The 19,402-nt window shown below is 35.5% G+C and carries 15 protein-coding genes and 1 riboswitch; of the genes, 13 read left to right on the forward strand and 2 right to left on the reverse strand.

The features are described 5' to 3' along the window. Nucleotides 1–15: 15 nt before the first annotated feature. From argC to ICJ85_RS11525, 10 genes are all read left to right on the forward strand, one after another. Complete coding sequence (gene argC / locus ICJ85_RS11480) at nucleotides 16–999, forward strand: N-acetyl-gamma-glutamyl-phosphate reductase (protein WP_188223934.1); 984 nt, start codon at nucleotides 16–18, stop codon at nucleotides 997–999. A 24-nt stretch (nucleotides 1,000–1,023) separates the two neighbouring features. Further along, nucleotides 1,024–1,815: a pyrroline-5-carboxylate reductase gene (proC, locus tag ICJ85_RS11485; RefSeq protein ID WP_188223935.1), complete on the forward strand. Its 792-nt coding sequence runs from the start codon at nucleotides 1,024–1,026 to the stop codon at nucleotides 1,813–1,815. Between the two features lies 1 nt (nucleotide 1,816). Continuing rightward, a complete protein-coding gene (locus ICJ85_RS11490; RefSeq protein ID WP_188223936.1) occupies nucleotides 1,817–2,956 on the forward strand; it encodes an aspartate aminotransferase family protein in 1,140 nt (379 codons plus the stop codon). A gap of 51 nt (nucleotides 2,957–3,007) precedes the next feature. Then, a complete protein-coding gene (locus ICJ85_RS11495; RefSeq protein WP_188223937.1) occupies nucleotides 3,008–4,204 on the forward strand; it encodes a glutamate-5-semialdehyde dehydrogenase in 1,197 nt (398 codons plus the stop codon). Between the two features lie 2 nt (nucleotides 4,205–4,206). Next, nucleotides 4,207–4,971 carry a glutamate 5-kinase gene (proB, locus tag ICJ85_RS11500; RefSeq protein WP_188223938.1) on the forward strand — a complete coding sequence of 255 codons (765 nt, stop codon included), beginning with the start codon at nucleotides 4,207–4,209 and terminating at the stop codon, nucleotides 4,969–4,971. Between the two features lie 20 nt (nucleotides 4,972–4,991). After that, the gene (locus tag ICJ85_RS11505; protein WP_188223939.1) at nucleotides 4,992–5,930 is read left to right on the forward strand and encodes an N-acetylornithine carbamoyltransferase; all 939 of its coding nucleotides are present in this window, start codon (nucleotides 4,992–4,994) and stop codon (nucleotides 5,928–5,930) included. Further along, complete coding sequence (gene argB, locus ICJ85_RS11510) at nucleotides 5,923–6,705, forward strand: acetylglutamate kinase (RefSeq protein WP_188223940.1); 783 nt, start codon at nucleotides 5,923–5,925, stop codon at nucleotides 6,703–6,705. The genes ICJ85_RS11505 and argB overlap by 8 nt, the downstream gene beginning before the upstream one ends. A 1-nt stretch (nucleotide 6,706) precedes the next feature. After that, a complete protein-coding gene (locus ICJ85_RS11515; RefSeq protein WP_188223941.1) occupies nucleotides 6,707–7,774 on the forward strand; it encodes a M20 family metallo-hydrolase in 1,068 nt (355 codons plus the stop codon). Nucleotides 7,775–7,809: 35 nt separating this feature from the next. Further along, nucleotides 7,810–9,084 (forward strand): argininosuccinate lyase, encoded by a 1,275-nt coding sequence (argH, locus tag ICJ85_RS11520; RefSeq protein WP_188223942.1) that lies wholly within the window; start codon nucleotides 7,810–7,812, stop codon nucleotides 9,082–9,084. Nucleotides 9,085–9,216: 132 nt separating this feature from the next. Further along, the gene (locus tag ICJ85_RS11525) at nucleotides 9,217–10,287 is read left to right on the forward strand and encodes an acyltransferase family protein (protein WP_188223943.1); all 1,071 of its coding nucleotides are present in this window, start codon (nucleotides 9,217–9,219) and stop codon (nucleotides 10,285–10,287) included. Between the two features lie 84 nt (nucleotides 10,288–10,371). On the opposite strand, the gene leuB is transcribed toward ICJ85_RS11525, so the two are convergent. Both leuB and ICJ85_RS11535 read right to left on the reverse strand, forming a co-directional pair. Beyond that, nucleotides 10,372–11,490, reverse strand: coding sequence for a 3-isopropylmalate dehydrogenase (gene leuB / locus ICJ85_RS11530; protein ID WP_188223944.1), 1,119 nt, complete (start codon nucleotides 11,488–11,490; stop codon nucleotides 10,372–10,374). A 13-nt stretch (nucleotides 11,491–11,503) separates the two neighbouring features. Next, nucleotides 11,504–12,679, reverse strand: a complete 1,176-nt coding sequence (locus ICJ85_RS11535) for a 2-isopropylmalate synthase (protein WP_188223945.1) — start codon at nucleotides 12,677–12,679, stop codon at nucleotides 11,504–11,506. Nucleotides 12,680–12,827: 148 nt separating this feature from the next. Between ICJ85_RS11535 and ICJ85_RS11540 the strand changes: the two genes are divergently transcribed. The 3 genes from ICJ85_RS11540 (at nucleotide 12,828) to ICJ85_RS11550 (ending at nucleotide 19,379) form a co-directional block, all read left to right on the forward strand. Beyond that, nucleotides 12,828–14,378, forward strand: coding sequence for a hypothetical protein (locus ICJ85_RS11540; protein WP_188223946.1), 1,551 nt, complete (start codon nucleotides 12,828–12,830; stop codon nucleotides 14,376–14,378). 116 nt (nucleotides 14,379–14,494) lie between these two features. Next, nucleotides 14,495–14,619, forward strand: a riboswitch (SAM riboswitch). A 108-nt stretch (nucleotides 14,620–14,727) separates the two neighbouring features. Further along, complete coding sequence (gene thrA, locus ICJ85_RS11545) at nucleotides 14,728–18,129, forward strand: bifunctional aspartate kinase/homoserine dehydrogenase I (protein WP_188223947.1); 3,402 nt, start codon at nucleotides 14,728–14,730, stop codon at nucleotides 18,127–18,129. Nucleotides 18,130–18,209: 80 nt separating this feature from the next. Further along, the gene (locus tag ICJ85_RS11550) at nucleotides 18,210–19,379 is read left to right on the forward strand and encodes a trans-sulfuration enzyme family protein (protein ID WP_188223948.1); all 1,170 of its coding nucleotides are present in this window, start codon (nucleotides 18,210–18,212) and stop codon (nucleotides 19,377–19,379) included. Nucleotides 19,380–19,402 lie beyond the last annotated feature (23 nt).

Raw genomic sequence — 19,402 nt, forward strand, 5'->3', positions numbered from 1 at the left:
GAAAAACAAATAAAAATGAAAAATATTCAAGTTGGAATTATTGGTGGTGCAGGGTATACTGCCGGGGAATTGATTAGATTATTGATTAATCACCCGCAAGTAGAACTAAACTTTGTATACAGTACATCTAACGCGGGAAATAAAATAAGTAAAGTGCATCAGGATCTTGTGGGTTCTCTAGATTTAGAGTTTACCGATACAGTCAATCCAGATGTTGATGTGTTGTTTTTGTGTTTAGGACATGGAAATTCGGTGAAATTTTTATCAGCAAATACCTTTTCTGAAAACACAAAAATTATTGACTTAGGAAACGATTTTAGGTTAGAAGCCGATAAAGTGTTTGACGGGAAAACTTTCGTTTATGGCTTGCCGGAATTACAAAAGGAAACTATTAAAAAAGCCAATTATATTGCAAATCCAGGCTGTTTTGCGACAGCCATTCAATTAGGATTGTTGCCATTGGCAAATGCTGGATTATTAAATAATGATGTGCATATCAATGCGGTTACTGGGGCTACGGGAGCAGGAACATCGCTATCTGCAACAACGCATTATACATGGCGCGATAATAACTTTTCGTATTACAAACCGTTTACGCATCAGCATTTAGGTGAGATTAATCAGTCGGTGAAACAATTACAAAACGGATTTGATTCTGATATTTTGTTTATGCCAAACCGAGGAAATTTTTCAAGAGGGATTTTCGCAACGTTGTATACCGATTTTGAAGGTTCAGCGGAAGAGGCAAAAGCACTTTATACAGAGTTTTATAAAGATGCTGAATTTACTTTTGTTTCCGATGATGTTCTGCATTTAAAACAGGTGGTTAACACCAACAAGTGTTTAATTCACTTGCTTAAGCACAATGGGAAATTATTAATTACGAGTATCATAGATAATTTATTAAAAGGCGCTTCCGGGCAAGCGGTTCAGAATATGAACTTAATGTTTGGGTTAGAGGAGACCACAGGGTTGAATTTAAAAGCGACTTATTTTTAAAAACAAATAACCAGCAACGAACGGATGAAAATAGCAGTTATCGGTATAGGAAATTTAGGAAGCTCTATTGCAAACGGGCTGATTAAAAGCAACACATTTTCCTTGTATTTAAGTAGTCGAAAAGCGAGTAGCTTAGAAGCATTTAAAAACTTGAATAATGTAGAAATTACTAATGATAATGCGTTGGCTGTAGAACAGTCCGATATTGTTATTTTTGCTTTGCAACCCAAGCATATCGATAAAGTTCTTGAAGACGTCTCCGATAAAATTACTGAGAAACACATTGTTATTTCTGTCGCAGCTGGTGTAGAAATTCCTAGGATTGAAAGTATTATTGGTAGCGATAAAAACATCATGCGGGTCATGCCAAATACAGCAATTTCAATTGGTAAATCCATGACCTGTATTGCGGCTAACGATAAAGCTCAGGATAAAGTGAGTTTAGCACAGGATATTTTTAATCAGATGGGGACCACATTAGTGATACCAGAGGAACTAATACAAGCAGCAACTGTTATTTGTGCCAGCGGCATTGCTTTTTGGATGCGCTTGGTTCGTGCTACAACCCAAGGCGCTATTCAATTAGGATTCGAAGCGCATGAAGCGCATGAATTAGCAACACAAACCTGTTACGGTGCAGCCAGTTTGTTAATTGAAAGTGGTAAACACCCGGAGCAGGAGATAGATCGTGTAACTACACCAAGTGGTTGTACTATTGAAGGTTTAAATGCTATGGAGCACCAAGGGTTAAGTTCAGCCTTAATTCAGGGAATTGTAGCTTCATTCGAAAAAATTAATCAAATTAAAAAGAATTAAAATGCCATTATTTGACGTTTATCCATTATATAATGTAACGCCGGTTTCAGCTAAAGGAATCCATGTTTACGATGAAAATAACACGGAGTATCTTGATCTTTACGGAGGTCATGCCGTAATTTCTATCGGTCATGCACACCCGAATTATGTTGATGCGGTTACTAATCAGGTATCAACATTAGGGTTTTATTCAAACGCGATTCAAAATCCGTTACAGGTTGAATTAGCTGATAAATTAGAAACCCTTTCAGGATGTAAAGATTACAACTTGTTTTTATGCAACTCAGGAGCTGAAGCGAATGAGAATGCTTTAAAGTTAGCCTCTTTTAAAACCGGAAAGTCACGTGTGGTGGCTTTTAAAAATGGGTTTCACGGACGTACATCGGCGGCTGTTGCAGCAACCGATAATCCTAATATTATAGCGCCAATCAATGCACAACAGGAAGTAACTATTCTGGAATTAAACGATATTGAAGGTGTAAAAACTGAGTTAGAAAAAGGCGATGTTTGTGCTGTTATCGTGGAGTTTATTCAAGGTGTTGGTGGATTAGATCAGGCAACTGCCGAATTTTACGAGCAGGTGGATGCGCTTTGTAAAGCCAATAACACCTATTTTATTGCCGATGAGGTGCAATCGGGTTACGGACGTTCGGGGAAATTTTTCGCATTTCAGCATTATAATGTGACTCCGGAAGTGATTTCAGTTGCAAAAGGTATGGGGAATGGCTTTCCAATAGGAGGAATCTTGATTCACCCAAGTATTGAAGCAAAATATGGGATGTTAGGAACCACGTTTGGAGGAAATCATCTAGCCTGTGCTGCAGGTTTAGCGGTTTTAAATACCATTGAGGAAGAACAATTAATCGATAACGTGAATGCGATGTCTGAGTATTTTATTTCGGTTGCTAAAACTATTCCACAGATAAAAAATATAAAAGGACGCGGCTTGATGCTTGGTTTAGAATTCGATTTTGAAGTGGGCGATTTAAGAAAGAAATTAATTTACGATCACCACATTTTTACTGGTGGGGCTTCAAATAAAAAATTACTAAGAATTTTGCCGCCATTAACAATTAAAAAGGAACATATCGATCAGTTTTTCAAAGCCTTAAAAAAGGAACTTGAAGCGGTTGAAGTGTAATAAAATAACGTGTTATTTCTGTATTTAAGAAATGACATAAGAAAGTAAAAAATGAATACCTTATTATCAATTGAAACTAGAAACGCTGTATTGCTAAAAATGGCTGAGCTTCTTGAAAAAGAGCGAGCAGCCATTATAGAAATAAACAAGGGAGATTTGGAAGCTTATAAAGGCGATGACATCTCAATGTATGATCGTTTAAAAGTGAACGATGCGAAAGTAGATGAAATGATTGCTTCTGTAACGCATTTGGCTTCACAGGAAGACCCCGTTGGTGTAGAACGTTTTAGTTTTAAGCATGATAATGGCATGCAGGTATATAATAAAACAGCATCGTTTGGCACGGTGCTAATTATTTACGAATCACGTCCTGATGTTACTGTTGAGGCAGCCGGTATTGCTTTTAAATCTGGAAATAAAATTCTACTTAAAGGAGGAAAGGAATCTACCAATTCGAATTTAAAAATTGTTGACTTATGGCATGAGGCTTTAAAAGTGAATGGCGCTTCAACCGAATGGGTAGAATATCTGCAATTTAACAGAACCGAAACGCAGGAATTTTTAGAAAAACCAACACAAAAAGTCGATTTAATTGTGCCTCGTGGTGGTGAGCGTCTTATCGCTTTTGTAAAAAAGCATGCGACCTGTCCCGTAATTATCAGCGGACGCGGAAATAACTTTGTGTATGTACATAAGGAAGCCGACCTGGATATTGCTTTAAAGGTAATTATCAATGCTAAAACAGCTAAAATTTCGGCATGTAATGCACTTGATAAAGTGTTAATTGATGTAAATCTTCAGAATAAAGAACACTTTATAAAATCTTTAATTTCTGAATTAAAAAAGTTTGATGTCCAAATTTTGGGTGATGAAAATGTAGTGAAGTTTGAAGGGGTTGAGACAATTGAATCAGATGAGATCTGGTACCAAGAATTTTTAGATTTTAAAATTGCTATTGCTGAAATCGGTTCAACACAGGATGCTATTGCAATGATTAATAAATATTCAGGAGGGCATTCCTCTTCAATTATTACAACTAATGAAGATGAGGCTAAAGTATTTATGGAAAATGTAGATACAGCAGCGGTTTATCATAATGCCTCAACACGTTTTACCGATGGCGGACAGTTAGGTCTTGGTGGCGAATTAGCGATTAGTACCGATAAATTACATCAACGTGGTCCGATAGGTTTACAGCATTTAGTGACGAACAAGTGGTATGTTCACGGTAACGGACAAATAAGATAGGCATGCAGAAAAAGAAACGCATATTACTTAAAGTTGGTTCTAATACGCTTACTAAAGAAACCGATAATATTTCCAGAGGAAAAATTGAAGACTTGGCAAGTCAGATGGCGCAGTTAAAAGATACCTGCGAATTTGTTATTGTAAGTTCGGGCGCTATTGCTGTGGCGAAGCAGTTTGTGAAATTGGAAAGCAAACAAAAAGATGTTTTTGTAAAACAGGCGTTAGCATCTATAGGTCAGCCACATTTAATAAGAATCTATCAGGAAATTTTTAGAGAATACGGGTTATTAACATCACAGTGTTTATTGTCGTATTCCGATTTCGAAAAAAAGGAAAGCCGAACCAATATTGTTAATACTATTAATGTGTTGGTAAATAATAATTATATCCCGATTATTAACGAGAATGATACCGTCGCTACCGATGAGATTAAATTTGGAGATAATGATAAATTAGGCGCTTTAACCGCATCGCTTTTAAATGCCGATTTATTCATAATAGCAACCAATACTAACGGCATTTATACTAAGGAATCTATAGAGAATGGCACGCCTGAAACTATAGAGTCAGTTGAAGATTTTGAAACCTTAACAAGTGAAGTGGTCAATTCAAAATCATCACATGGTAGTGGAGGCATGCAATCTAAAATTGAAGCCGCTGCAGTAGCTAAAAAAGCAAATATTGAAACTTGGATAGTAAACGGACTGGAAGACAATTTTATACTTAATGCTTTCGATAATAAAGTGCCATTCACCAAGATTAAATAAAATAAATAAAACACACACAAATGAAACATTACACCTCCATACACGATATCGATGACATCAATTCTTGGATTGAGGAAGCTAAAGCATTAAAATTAACCCCGTTAAAACATTTAGAATTAGGACGAAATAAAACCCTTGGCTTGTTGTTCTTTAATTCAAGTTTACGTACACGGTTAAGTACTCAAAAAGCGGCATTAAATTTAGGTATGAATCCTATTGTAATGAATGTTTCAGGAGATGCCTGGGGTATTGAATTTGGAGATGGTACGGTAATGAATGGGAATACTGCCGAGCATATTAAAGAAGCTGCAGCAGTGGTGTCGCAATATTGTGATATTATAGCTGTTAGAGCGTTTCCAACGTTAACTGATAAGGTAAAAGATGAAAGTGAAGAGGTTTTAAATGCCTTTAAAAAATATGCTTCAGTGCCGTTAGTGAATATGGAAAGTGCCACGGGGCACCCTTTACAGGCGTTAACCGATGCGATCACAATTTCGGAACACAAGAAAAAAGATAAACCAAAGGTAGTATTAAGCTGGGCGCCTCATGTTAAAGCTTTACCACATGCTGTAGCGAACAGTTTTACACAAGCCATGCAGAAAATGGATGTCGATTTTGTAATCACTAATCCTGAGGGGTATGATTTATCACCTGATATTGTTGGCGATACACCTATAATTCACAACCAGGAGGAAGCTTTAAAAGATGCAGACTTTGTTTATGTAAAAAACTGGAGTAGTTATGAAGATTATGGAAAAGTAGTCAATACAGAACCTAGCTGGATGATTACTAAAGAAAAACTAGGTGATGCTAAGTTTATGCACTGCTTACCGGTAAGACGTAATGTTATTGTTGAAGATGCAGTTTTGGACAGCGATAGTTCAATCGTGATTCAACAGGCCAACAATAGAACCTATGCAGCGCAATTAGTACTAAAGAAAATATTAGAAAATGCCTAAAGAAAAACTATCCATAGTAAAAATAGGAGGAAACATTATCGAAGATGCTTCAGCTTTAGAGGCATTTTTAAAATTGTTTTCAAAGTTAGAAGGAAAGAAAATTTTAGTGCATGGCGGTGGTAAACGTGCTACACATATCGCTTCAAAACTAGGGATAGAATCTCAAATGGTTAACGGTCGCCGTATTACCGATGCCGAAACTTTAGAGGTCATCACCATGGTTTATGGTGGATTGGTTAATAAAAATATTGTTGCCCAGTTGCAGGCCTTGAATATTGATGCTATTGGGTTAACAGGAGCTGATGCTAACAGTATTACTTCAGATAAACGCCCTGTAAAAGAGGTCGATTTTGGTTTTGTTGGCGATGTAAAATCGGTGGCTTATAATTCGGTTAATAAATTAATTGAAGCTAATTTTACACCCGTATTTTGTGCGATTACTCACGATGGAAAAGGGCAGTTATTAAACACCAATGCAGACACCATTACCTCGCAAATTGCTATTGGGATGAGCGCCTTATACGAGACATCTATTTATTACTGTTTTGAATTAAATGGCGTGTTGGAAGACATAAAGGATAAAAATTCAGTTATAAAACACATAGACACCAAATTATATGGCGAATTACTGGAACAAGGCATCATTGCCGATGGTATGTTACCAAAATTAGAAAATTGTTTTGATGCGTTAAATAATGGGGTGTCTAGCATAAATATGGGAAATACCTCGATGTTGACCCAGGAAAATGATAATTTTACAACCATAACACTATAAAATGACGGAAGTAGAATTAAAAACCAATGCGATACATCTATTAAAACAACTAATAGAAACCCAGTCTTTTTCATCAGAGGAAGACCAGACGGCGTTGCTTATTGAAGATTGGTTCAAAAAATATAAAATAGATTACAAACGCACTCAAAATAATGTTTGGGCGGTTAACAAATTTTTCGATGACAGTAAACCAACCTTGTTGTTAAACTCGCATCACGATACCGTAAAGCCAAACAGTGCTTACACAAAAGATCCGTTTAAGGCTATTGTTGAAGATGGTAAATTATACGGTTTGGGAAGTAATGATGCCGGAGGTTGCTTGGTGTCGTTAATTGCGACGTTTACCTATTTTTATAATCTGGAAGATTTAAAATACAATTTGGTTATTGTCGCTTCCGCAGAAGAAGAAAGCAGTGGTCCTAACGGGTTAAACAGTATGTTGCCTATCATTCCTAAAGTAGATGTGGCGATTGTTGGTGAACCAACTTTAATGAATCTGGCCGTTGCTGAAAAAGGTTTGGTCGTGTTTGATGCGGTTATTAACGGAACACCTAGTCATGCGGCGCACCCTAACGATAATAATGCAATTTATAACACGATTGAAGTGTTACAATGGTTTAAAGATTTTAAGTTTGAAAAGAGCTCTGAAGCTTTAGGAGATGTTAAACTTACGGTAACACAAATTAATGCAGGGTCGCAACATAATGTGGTGCCAGGTCACGTCGATTTAGTAATTGATGTTCGTGTAAATGATGCCTATAGTAATGCTGAAATAGCCGAAATTTTACAAACCCAATCGCCTTGTGCAAGTATAAAACCGAGAAGTCTGCGCTTGAATTCTTCATGTATTCCGGTGGATCATCCTTTGGTAAAAGAAGGAGTTGCTATGGGGAGAACAACTTATGGGTCACCAACATTATCAGATCAGGCGGTATTAAGTTGTCCGTCGTTAAAATTGGGGCCTGGAGATAGTACACGTTCGCATTCGGCAGATGAATTTATTTATCTGAACGAAATTGAAGAGGGTATAGATATTTACATTGAATTATTAAACCGTGTCATTGTTTAAACAATTCAACGCATAAACAAATAAACTTTTAAAGGATGAAACTTTGGGATAAGGGGATATCAATCGATAAAAAAATAGAACAGTTTACGGTTGGTAACGATAGAGAAATAGATATTCACATCGCGAAATACGATGTAATTGCATCAAAAGCACATGCCAAGATGCTTCATAAGATTGGTATTTTAACCACTATTGAGTTAGAACAATTACTTGGAGGTTTAGACCTTTTAGCGAATGAAATTGAAGCAGGAGAATTTGTTATCGATGCTCAGTTTGAAGATGTGCATTCTAAAATTGAATATGAATTAACCGCTAATTTAGGCGATGTTGGAAAAAAGATTCATACGGCACGTTCAAGAAACGATCAGGTTTTAGTAGCTTGTCATTTATACTATAAAGAAAATCTTGGTTTAGTAAGAGAAAAGGTAAAGACGCTTTTTGATACGTTATTAAGTCAGGCTGAGGTTTATAAAGATAAAGTTTTGCCAGGCTATACACATTTACAAGTGGCGATGCCATCCTCTTTCGGGTTATGGTTTTCGGCTTATGCCGAACAAATGATTGACGATGTGTTTTTAATAGACGCTGCTATAAAAACTGTGGATCAGAATCCGTTAGGATCGGCTGCTGGTTATGGAAGTTCGTTCCCAATCGATCGTGAATTTACGACTAAAGAAATGGACTTTGCTACGTTAAAATACAATGTGGTAGCAGCTCAGATGGGACGTGGTAAAAATGAACGTATTATTTCGGCGGCCTTAGGTAGTTTGGCCAATACTTTGGCACGTTTCGCTATGGACACTTGTTTATATATGAGTCAGAATTTCGGATTTATTTCTTTTCCAGATGAGTTAACAACCGGAAGTAGTATTATGCCGCATAAAAAGAATCCGGATGTTTTCGAATTAATTCGTGGTAAGTGTAACAAAATACAGGCCTTACAAACCGAAATGGTGTTAATTACCAATAATTTACCAAGTGGATATCATAGAGATTTTCAGTTATTAAAAGAGAATATGATTGCAGCTTTTGAAGAAATTAAGGATATTCTTGATATTTTCAATTTCTCTATTCAACAGGTTATTGTAAAGGATATTGATATCAATGATGATAAATATAAATACTTGTTTACAGTAGATAATATTAATACGTTGGTTGAAAATGGTATGACATTTAGAGAGGCATATCAAAAAATTGGAGGACAGGTTCAGGATGGGTCTTATGAGCCCGATACTTCTAAAAGGCACACGCACGAAGGAAGTATTCATAACTTATGTTTAGCTCAAATTAGAGATAAGTTTCCTGAGTAAAATTCAATAGATCAGAGAATAAAATAAAATCACATTTGAAAGGGGTTTCCTTTTTAATGTGATTTTTTATTTAAAGTAGGCTGTCCGTTGCGTTTAAAAGCTTCGTATATTGTTTTAGTTAATTCAATAATTATGGCAAATAAGGAGGCTATATTTTTAAATCATGTTCATTGTTTTCGTGGTCTAGCTATTTTAATTATTGTCTTTGGTCATGCGATTGCAGGCGCAGTAATTGAGGCTAAAGGGGTATTCGATGAATCGTATCCTTTAGTTATGATTAGCGAGGTTTTATACCATGATAGTACGATTTATTTTGCTGTGATGTCAGGGCTGTTGTTTACCAGTGTTTTAAGGGTAAAAGGGTATAGGCGATTTTATATGAATAAGCTAAAGTTCATCATAATACCTTATTTGTTTTTGACTTTGGTATTTACACTTTTTAAAATGAAGTTTGTAAGCGATACTTTGTTTGAAAACGTTTGGAATTATCTACATCAGGTTGGTCGGGATTTGATTTACGGAAAGGCCAATTTCGTAATGTGGTATATTCCTGTTTTAGTGTTTTTGTATTTGGTTACTCCAGCTTTAGACTGGCTTCGAACTAGAAGTAAATTGACAAAAGCCGTATTTTTGTTGATGGTTTTAATGCCTTTATTGGTTTCAAGAATTCAAATGGCTCATGAGTATCTTTTAAAATTAGAAACCATGTTGTACTTTACAGGTGCTTATGCCTTTGGTATGTGGATAGGGAGCAATCTAAATAAAAAGCTAAACCTTATGAAAAGGCTCAGGTTTTTAGTGTTGATTTTAGCCTTTATAAGTACTGTTTTATTATTCTTCTTGTACACCTATCAATTTGATGTTATAGGTGAAGTCTCTCTAAGAGAATCCTTATTCTATATCCAAAAGTTATGCTTTACAGTTCTAATTTTGTTACTGTTTAAAAAGTATGAACACAAAAGAATAAAATGGTTGAATGTTGTTGCTCGAGATTCTTTTGCGATTTATTTTTTACATGGTTTTATATTGTTTAGTTCTTTATCATGGTTTAAGGCTGTGTTAGATATTCATCAAATAGAACCGTTAAATATTATTTCAGGCGCAGTATTACTTTTAGTCTATTCTGTGGGTTTGAGTTTGCTTACCGTTTATATTTCCAAAAAGCTTTTTAAGAGTTATTCAAGATTTTTAGTCGGAGCTTAATTAATAGAATTAAAAAAGCGCATAGGAGACTATGCGCTTTTAAGGACTACAATAATTTTAATTTTGGTGACTAACTCAAAGTAATTAAATGATTGTGGACTGCCCTAAATGTATGTTGGTAAAGTTTAGATTGGTTTCATCAGGATTGTTAATAAAATCCTCAATGAAGTCTCCTACCTTAGTTGTGGTTATATGATCGTATTTAGTGTTTAAATCGGGCGTGGTAATGTGTAGTTTGATAGATTTATCTACACCTTCACGAACCAATGCGGCTTCATCATCTAGTCCAAAATGTTCTAGCAACATGGCTGCCGATAAAATTGAGGCAATAGGGTTGGCAATGCCTTTATTAGCACCTTTAGTATAAGCACCGTGAATTGGTTCGAACATGGCGTGTTTTTCACCAATGGATGCTGAGGCTAATAATCCTATTGATCCCACAATAACGCTGGCTTCTTCCGATAAAATATCGCCAAACATGTTTTCGGTTAAAATAACATCAAACTGTCTTGGATTGATAATAAGCTCCATGGCTGCATTATCAATAAATAGATAGTCTACGGTTACATCGGGGTATTGTGGGGTTAACTCTTGTACTACTCTACGCCATAAACGTGAACTTTCCAACACATTGGCTTTATCTACCAATGCTAATTTACGTTTTCTGGACTGTGCAGCTTTGAATGCCAGATGCGTAATGCGCTCTACTTCAAAGCGGTTATATTCGCAAATGTCCGAGGCTTTATTTCCATCATCACTTAATACTTTATCACCAAAATAAATGCCACCAGTGAGTTCGCGGTAAATAAGAATGTTAGTATCCTTAATTTGCCTTTTTTTCAATGATGATTTATTTAGTAACTCTTCGTAAGCAATTACAGGTCTTATATTGGCATATAGACCCAACGATTTGCGTAATCCTAAAAGACCTTGTTCCGGTCTAATTTTAGCATTAGGATCTAAATCGTAAGAGGTGTTTCCTATGGCGCCAAATAAAACGGCATCTGCGTTTTCACATAAATCTAAGGTTTCTTCTGGTAAGGGGATGCCAGTTTTTTGTATGGCACTTGCACCTACCAAACCTTCGGTAAAATTAAATACATGGTTAAACTCCATAGCGATAGCTTTCAAGACCTTTAGGGCTTGAGCTGTAACTTCAGGACCTGCACCATCACCTGGTAAAACAGCTATATTTAATTTCATAAGCTACGTGTTTTTAAGCAGAAACAATCTCTTTGTATATTCTGCTGTTTTCTATAATATAGTGGATGTCGTTATCTTCAACTTCTTTTTTCTTGTCAGCGAAATCTAAAAAGTTTTGATAGATTTCATCTAATTGAAGTTTCGTTAATTCGTATCCAACATTTTTTGCTCTGTAAGCTAAAGCAGCTCTACCACTTCTAGCGGTAAGAACGATAGCTGATTCTGTAACACCTACATCTTTAGGGTCTATAATTTCGTAAGTTTCACGGTTTTTAATTACACCATCCTGGTGAATCCCTGAACTATGAGCAAAAGCATTCGCTCCAACAATAGCTTTGTTTGGTTGCGTGTAAATACCCATGTTATCTGAAACCAACTGACTTAAACCGTAAAGCATTTCAGTTTTAATGTTGGTGTCAAGGTTTAGGTAAGGGTGTTGTTTTAAAATCATAACAACTTCTTCTAAAGCTGTATTTCCAGCACGCTCACCAATACCGTTAATAGTACACTCAATCTGTCTTGCACCGTTTATTACACCTTCAATAGAGTTCGCGGTTGCTAAACCTAAATCGTTGTGACAGTGACAAGATAAAATGGCTTTGTCGATATCTTTTACGTTTTCTTTTAAATATTTAATTTTTGCACCATACTCGCTTGGTAAACAATATCCAGTTGTATCCGGAATATTTAATACTGTTGCTCCAGCTTTAATCACTTCTTCACACACACGTGCTAAATAAGCGTTGTCTGTTCTTCCTGCATCTTCGGCATAAAACTCAACATCTTCAACAAAAGATTTAGCATATTTAACAGCTTTAACTGCGCGTTCTATAATGTCGTCCTGATTCGATTTAAATTTAAATTTAATATGAGATTCAGAAGTTCCGATACCAGTGTGAATTCTTGGTTTTTTAGCGTATTTTAGCGCTTCGGCTGCTACTTTTATATCGTTTTCAACCGAGCGTGTTAAACCACAAACTGTAGCGTTTTTTACAATTTTAGAAATGGCTTCTACCGATTTGAAATCGCCAGGGCTTGATACAGGGAAACCAGCCTCAATAATATCAACACCTAAATGATCAAGCTGTTCAGCTATGATTAATTTTTGTTCGGTGTTTAATTTGCAGCCTGGGACTTGCTCGCCATCGCGAAGCGTTGTGTCAAAAATTTGGACGTTCGTATTAGTCATTTAGTAAAATAAATTTTCATTTTGTATTACGAATGTATACTTTGGTTTTGTAAATGGATAATGGGTCGATTTTTTTTTACGATGTTTAACTGAATGGTTGTTTTGTTAATGTATTGTAAATCAGTATTTTAAAACGGTTTTTAGAACTATGACAAAGGAACAAAAAGATAATTTGTTTGTATTGGTAAAGTCGCTTTCAAAGTCAGAAAAGCGCCAGTTTAAGCTCTATGTTGGTCGATTAGGCGTTAATGAAGATTCTAAATTTTTAACCCTGTTTAACATCCTGGAAAAGTTACCTGCTTACGATGAAGCTGCCATTTTAAAAAAAGGGGTAGTAAAGAAAGAGCAGTTGTCTAATTTAAAGGCGCATTTGTACAAACAAATTCTTATTAGTTTACGTTTAAACCCCTCGCATCAAACCATTCGTATTCAAATTCGAGAACAATTAGATTTTGCAACAATACTTTATCATAAAGGATTGTATAAGCAAAGTTTAAAAATTTTAGATAAAGCCAAGAATTTAGCTATTGCTAACGAAGAAAAAAACGTGGCTTACGAAATTGTGGAATTTGAGAAAATCATCGAGTCGCAATACATCACCCGAAGTTTAAATAATCGAGCCGACGAGTTGGCTATTCAGGCTAAGGAATTAAGTCAGCAAAACGTCATTGCGAGTAAACTATCGAATTTGTCGCTACAATTATACGGACAGTTTTTAAAAACCGGTTATGTAAAAAATGCTAAGGAAAGCACGCGTATTATTAAATATTACAATGCGCGTATGCCGAAGTATGATATTAATAAACTTGGGTTTAGGGAGAAACTTTGGCTCTACAAAGCAAACTTATGGTATAGTTTCCTGACTTTAGATTTTTTATCAAGTTATAAGTATGCGACCAAGTGGGTCGATTTATTTTATGATAACAGAGATATGATGATTTTAAACCCTGTGTTCTTTTTAAGGGGAAATCATTATCTGTTAGAGGCATTATTTTATCTGAGACATTACGAAAAGTTTAAAGAAACACTCGTTCGTTTAGAGAATGTGACGCAGGAAAAGTGGTTTACCAGAGATGATAATGTGGATGGACTTACTTTTCTGTATATCTATAACAATAAGTTTAATCTTCATTTTATTGAAGGATCCTTTAAAGAAGGGTTACCGTTAGTTGAAGAAGTTTTAGATAAACTTAAAGAGTATCGCGATCGTATAGATGAGCATCACGTTATGGTGTTTTATTACAAAATAGCAAGTATGTATTTTGGTGCGGGTGAGACCAAAAAATGCATTTACTTTTTAGAGAAAATAATTAGTAATAAATCGCTTCAAATGCGAGAAGATTTATTGTGTTTCTCAAGAATTTTGAATTTGGTGGCACACTATGAAGCTGGAATGGATTACAATCTGGATTCATTAATAAGAAGTACCTATAAGTTTTTAATTAAGATGGAAGATTTATACGAGGTACAAAAGGAATTTATTAAGTTCTTAAGAGGGTTAGGAGATATTTATCCGCATGAAGTGAAAAATGAATTTATTAAACTTCATAAGAAATTAAAGCAATATGAAAACGATCCGCATCAAAGTCGTGCCTTTTTATATTTGGATATTATTTCTTGGTTGGAATCTAAAATTCAGAACAGACCAATAGACCTTGTTATTAAGAACAAATTTTACGACATGCGATTTAATCGTTAGCGAAAAATGATTTTGGGCTAAATTTCAAGTTTTTTGAAAAATTTATCACTAAAAATTAGGTTTTTATCGATTTCTATTTGAATATTTGCAAACGCAAAGTTCAAACACTTATTGAAATGTTATCAAGAAAGGTGGAGGGATTAGACCCTTTGAAGCCTTAGCAACCCTTTACCTGTAAAGAAGGTGCTAAATTCTACCCAGTTCTAAGCTTACTTATTAGAACCTTATGGATAGATAACTATACAGATTACCGCTGGTAAACATCTATTCTTTATAACATTTTTTAAGCGCATTACTAAGTAATGTTGTTTCGGGCTATTTTGTCATTAACAAAAACAAAAAACATATTTTGAGTACAAAGTTGCATCATATTGATATAAAAGATTTCGTTACAGAAAGTGGTGTGTCTAATGCAGAAATTAAATTAAGCTACCAACAGTTTGGTAAGGCTTTAGGTACTGCGCCTATTATTTTAATCAATCATGCGTTAACAGGCAATAGTAATGTTGCTGGTGAAGATGGCTGGTGGAAAGATTTGGTTGGCGACGATAAGGTTATCGATACCAAGATTTACACAATTCTGGCTTTTAATATTCCAGGAAATGGTTACGATGGTTTTATAATTGAAAACTATAAAGATTTCGTAGCCCGAGATATTGCAAAACTATTTTTAATCGGATTAAAGGAATTAAATATCAACAAGCTTTTTGCTATTGTTGGAGGTTCGCTTGGTGGAGGTATTGCTTGGGAAATGGCGGTATTAAGTCCCGATATTACCGAGAATTTAATTCCGGTGGCAACCGATTGGAAATCGACCGACTGGCTTATTGCCAACTGCCAGATTCAGGAGCAGTTTTTAATCAATTCTAAGAATCCGGTACATGATGCACGAATGCACGCCATGTTATGCTACCGCACGCCTGAATCTTTTAAGGAACGTTTTCAGCGATCAAAAAATGAAGAGCTGGAAATCTTTAACGTAGAAAGCTGGTTGTTGCACCACGGTAAAAAATTACAGGAACGTTTTCAGTTGTCAGCTTATAAATTAATGAATCAATTACTGAAAACTATCGATGTGACTAAAAACCGACCAACCGATTTTAATGTGTTGGAAAATATTCATGGTAATATTCATATTGTAGGTGTCGATTCCGATTTGTTTTTCACTGCCGAAGAAAACAGACAAACACATAAGCAACTGGCGGTTACAAATCCGAATGTAACCTATAACGAAATCCATTCGGTACATGGGCATGATGCCTTTTTAATGGAATACGAGCAATTAGAAAAAATAGTAGAAGGCATTTTTGTGCCAAACTCTAAAAACAGAAGAATGAAAGTATTAAAATTTGGAGGAAAATCTTTAGCAAATGGTAACGGTTTAAATACTGTTATTTCAATTATTGAAAATAAAATTAATAACGACGAAAAGATTACTGTTGTGGTATCGGCACGTGGTTCAGCTACCGATGATTTAGAGTCTATTTTAGAGAAGGCGGTAAAAGGAAAAGAGTATCAAGCCGATTTACAAGCCTTTAAAAATTATCAGGTTGAGCCCCTACCAAGCATTGATTTTTCAAAAGAATTTGCGATACTGGATAAATTATTTGAAGGAGTTAGTTTACTTGGTGATTACAGTAAAAAAACCAAAGATGAAATTCTGGCGCAAGGCGAATTGCTTTCTGTGAAATTAATTTCAAGTCTGTTAAACGAGCGTAATATTAAGGCAGCTGCCGTTGATTCCAGAGAGTTAATCAAAACCGATGGTGTTTTTGGTAATGCACAGCCTATTTCACAATTGTCGAAAGACAACGTTAAAAACTTTTATAAAAACACACCAAATGGGGTGGTAAATATTGTTGCAGGGTTTATTGCTTCTAATGCTAATAATGAAACAACAACTTTAGGTAGAAATGGTAGTAATTATACGGCTGCTTTATTGGCAAACTTTTTAGATGCTGAAGAATTAGAAAACTATACACACGTTAATGGTATTTACACTGCAAATCCGGATTTAGTTGAAGATGCTAAAAAAATTCGAGAGTTATCATTTGGTGAAGCCAATGAGTTAGCAAACTTCGGAACCACGGTTTTACACGCAAAAACCATTATTCCGTTAGTAGAGAAAAATATCAACTTACGTATTTTAAATACTTTTAATGCGGATGATGAAGGCACGTTAATTACTGCAAAACCTAACTCTAAAGAGGTGACGTCGTTGTCAGTATTAGACGATGTGGCATTAATTAATTTAGAAGGTCGCGGATTACTTGGTAAAAGTGGTGTTGATGCACGTATTTTTGGAGCATTAGGAAGAAAAGATATTAGTGTTAGTATTATTTCACAGGGGTCTTCAGAACGTGGTATCGGATTAATTATTAATGCAGATCAGGCAACCAATGCCGTGTTGGCCTTAGAAAAGGAATTTGAAAACGATTTTTATTCACAAGATGTTAATAAAATTGGTGTTGTTGACGATGTTTCGGTAATTTCAATTATTGGTATCGAATTGAGTTCATTCCATAAACCATTTAACGCTTTAATTAGAAATCAGATAACGCCGTTATTATTCAATAATACGGTAACCGGAAAGAATGTGAGTTTGGTGGTTAAAAAAGACCAACTGCATAAAGCGATGAATGTTATTCACGGAGAAATCTTCGGAATTTCTAAGAAAATCAATATTGCTATTTTTGGTCACGGTGGTGTTGGCGGCGCATTGATAAATCAGATCTTAAAATCTAAAGATGAAATAGAAAAGCGTAAGGGCGTGCTTTTAAATGTTTTTGCTATTGCAAACTCTAAAAAGTTACTTTTAAACAAGAAGGGTGTTGGTGAAGATTGGAAAGATGCTATCGCTAATTCACCTTTAGAAAGTTCAATTCAGGATGTGATTACTTTTGCTAAAAACAATCATTTAGAAAATTTAATTGCAGTAGATAATACAGCGAGTCCGAAGTTTCATGATAATTATATACCATTTGTTGAAGCAGGTTTCGATTTAGTGTCGTCTAATAAAATTGCTAATACCATTTCACATCAGTTCTATTCCGATTTACGCGCGCAATTAAAAGCGCATAATAAGGAGTATTTATATGAAACAACGGTTGGAGCAGGGTTACCGTTAATTGACACCATTAAGTTGTTACACGAATCGGGTGAAAATATCACCAGAATTCGTGGGGTATTCTCAGGAACGTTGAGTTATTTATTCAATAATTTTTCTGTTCAGGATGAATCATTTAGTGAAATTGTTCAGGAAACTATCGATAAAGGATTTACCGAACCAGACCCTCGCGAAGATTTTTCAGGAAACGATGTAGCTAGAAAATTATTGATTTTAGCCAGAGAATTAGATTTGAAAAATGAATTTGAAGATGTAGCTGTTCAGAATTTAATTCCAGAGCAATATCGAGAAATTTCAGTTCAGGAATTTTTAGGGCAGTTAAATGTTTTAGACGACGAGTTCCAAAAGATTAAGGCAAATCAAGAGCCTGGACATGTGTTGCGTTATATAGGTGACTTGTCTGGCGATTTATCTCAGGAGAAAGGCGTTTTAGAGGTGAAGCTGGTTTCTATTCCAGAAGATAGTACACTTGGTCATGTAAAAGGATCGGATGCGATTTTTGAAATCTTTACCGAATCCTATGGAGAGCAACCAATTGTGATTCAGGGAGCCGGAGCAGGAGCAGAAGTAACCGCAAGAGGTGTGTTTGGAGATATTTTAAGATTGTCGAAACACGTAAATTAAATTAGATTAATATATTGAAGCCTTAATAGGTTTTTAAATAGTCGTCCTATATTAATGAGATGACCAAAACAAATATAAAAATGAGTCGAGAAAAACATTTTGAAACATTAGCAGTGAGAACGCAGTCGGAAACGACACAGTTTTCAGAACATTCGGTACCCCTGTATTTAACATCAGGGTTTGTGTTTGATGATGCCGAAGAAATGAGAGCATCGTTTGCTGAAGAAAAGCAACGTGATTTATATAGTCGTTACAGTAATCCTAACGTAAACGAATTTGTAGAAAAAGTTTGTGCTATGGAAGGTGCAGAGAGTGGTTATGCTTTTGCAAGCGGAATGGCTGCAGTATTTTCAACCTTTGCTACTTTATTAGATGCAGGCGATCACGTCGTATCGTGTAGTTCAGTTTTTGGAGCAACTCATGGTTTATTCACGAAGTATTTCCCGAAATGGAATATTGAGTGTTCATATTTTAATGTAGATGAAGTTGATACGATTGAAAGTTTAATTAAACCCAATACTAAATTTTTATATGCCGAAACTCCTACCAACCCAGGAGTTGATGTGTTGGATTTAGATTTTTTAAGTGCCATTTGTAAAAAGCACAATATACTTTTAGTGATTGACAATTGCTTTGCAACGCCCTATTTACAAAACCCGATTAAACACGGTGCTGATATCGTAATCCATTCGGCAACCAAATTAATGGATGGTCAAGGTCGTGTATTAGGTGGTGTTGCTGTTGGTAAGAAGGAGTTGATTAGAGAAATTTATTTATTCTCACGTCTTACAGGTCCGGCTATGAGTCCGTTTAATGCCTGGGTATTATCAAAATCTTTGGAAACTTTAGCTGTAAGAACAGAAAAACACTGTGAAAATGCACTTAAAATTGCTGAGTTTTTAGAAAGTCATCCCAAAGTAAAATGGGTGAAGTATCCGTTTTTAAAATCACATCGTCAGTATGAAATTGCTAAAAAGCAAATGCGATTAGGGGGAAGTATTGTGGCTTTTGAAGTTGAAGGCGGCGTTGAAGGCGGTCGATCCTTTTTCGATAATATAAAAATGTGTTCATTGTCAGCAAACTTAGGAGACACCAGAACGATTGTAACGCATCCGGCAAGTACAACGCATGCCAAAGTTGAGCCAGAAGTAAAAGCAGCTGTTGGTATTACTGATGGTTCGGTACGTATTTCTGCGGGACTAGAGCATATCGACGATATTATAGCCGATTTAAAACAGGCTTTAGGATAGTGTTACCAATAAAATCAGAATAA

This window comes from Aestuariibaculum marinum, assembly GCF_014596975.1.
Lineage (GTDB): Bacteria > Bacteroidota > Bacteroidia > Flavobacteriales > Flavobacteriaceae > Aestuariibaculum > Aestuariibaculum marinum.

What these genes read in the sequence shown, in the direction of transcription:
- ICJ85_RS11540 (WP_188223946.1), top strand. Translation starts at nt 12,828, where the DNA reads ATGACAAAGGAACAAAAAGATAATTTGTTTGTATTGGTAAAGTCGCTT.
- leuB (WP_188223944.1), bottom strand. Translation starts at nt 11,490, where the DNA reads ATGAAATTAAATATAGCTGTTTTACCAGGTGATGGTGCAGGTCCTGAA.
- argH (WP_188223942.1), top strand. Translation starts at nt 7,810, where the DNA reads ATGAAACTTTGGGATAAGGGGATATCAATCGATAAAAAAATAGAACAG.
- ICJ85_RS11515 (WP_188223941.1), top strand. Translation starts at nt 6,707, where the DNA reads ATGACGGAAGTAGAATTAAAAACCAATGCGATACATCTATTAAAACAA.
- argC (WP_188223934.1), top strand. Translation starts at nt 16, where the DNA reads ATGAAAAATATTCAAGTTGGAATTATTGGTGGTGCAGGGTATACTGCC.
- ICJ85_RS11505 (WP_188223939.1), top strand. Translation starts at nt 4,992, where the DNA reads ATGAAACATTACACCTCCATACACGATATCGATGACATCAATTCTTGG.
- ICJ85_RS11550 (WP_188223948.1), top strand. Translation starts at nt 18,210, where the DNA reads ATGAGTCGAGAAAAACATTTTGAAACATTAGCAGTGAGAACGCAGTCG.
- ICJ85_RS11490 (WP_188223936.1), top strand. Translation starts at nt 1,817, where the DNA reads ATGCCATTATTTGACGTTTATCCATTATATAATGTAACGCCGGTTTCA.
- argB (WP_188223940.1), top strand. Translation starts at nt 5,923, where the DNA reads ATGCCTAAAGAAAAACTATCCATAGTAAAAATAGGAGGAAACATTATC.
- ICJ85_RS11525 (WP_188223943.1), top strand. Translation starts at nt 9,217, where the DNA reads ATGGCAAATAAGGAGGCTATATTTTTAAATCATGTTCATTGTTTTCGT.
- ICJ85_RS11535 (WP_188223945.1), bottom strand. Translation starts at nt 12,679, where the DNA reads ATGACTAATACGAACGTCCAAATTTTTGACACAACGCTTCGCGATGGC.
- ICJ85_RS11495 (WP_188223937.1), top strand. Translation starts at nt 3,008, where the DNA reads ATGAATACCTTATTATCAATTGAAACTAGAAACGCTGTATTGCTAAAA.
- proC (WP_188223935.1), top strand. Translation starts at nt 1,024, where the DNA reads ATGAAAATAGCAGTTATCGGTATAGGAAATTTAGGAAGCTCTATTGCA.
- proB (WP_188223938.1), top strand. Translation starts at nt 4,207, where the DNA reads ATGCAGAAAAAGAAACGCATATTACTTAAAGTTGGTTCTAATACGCTT.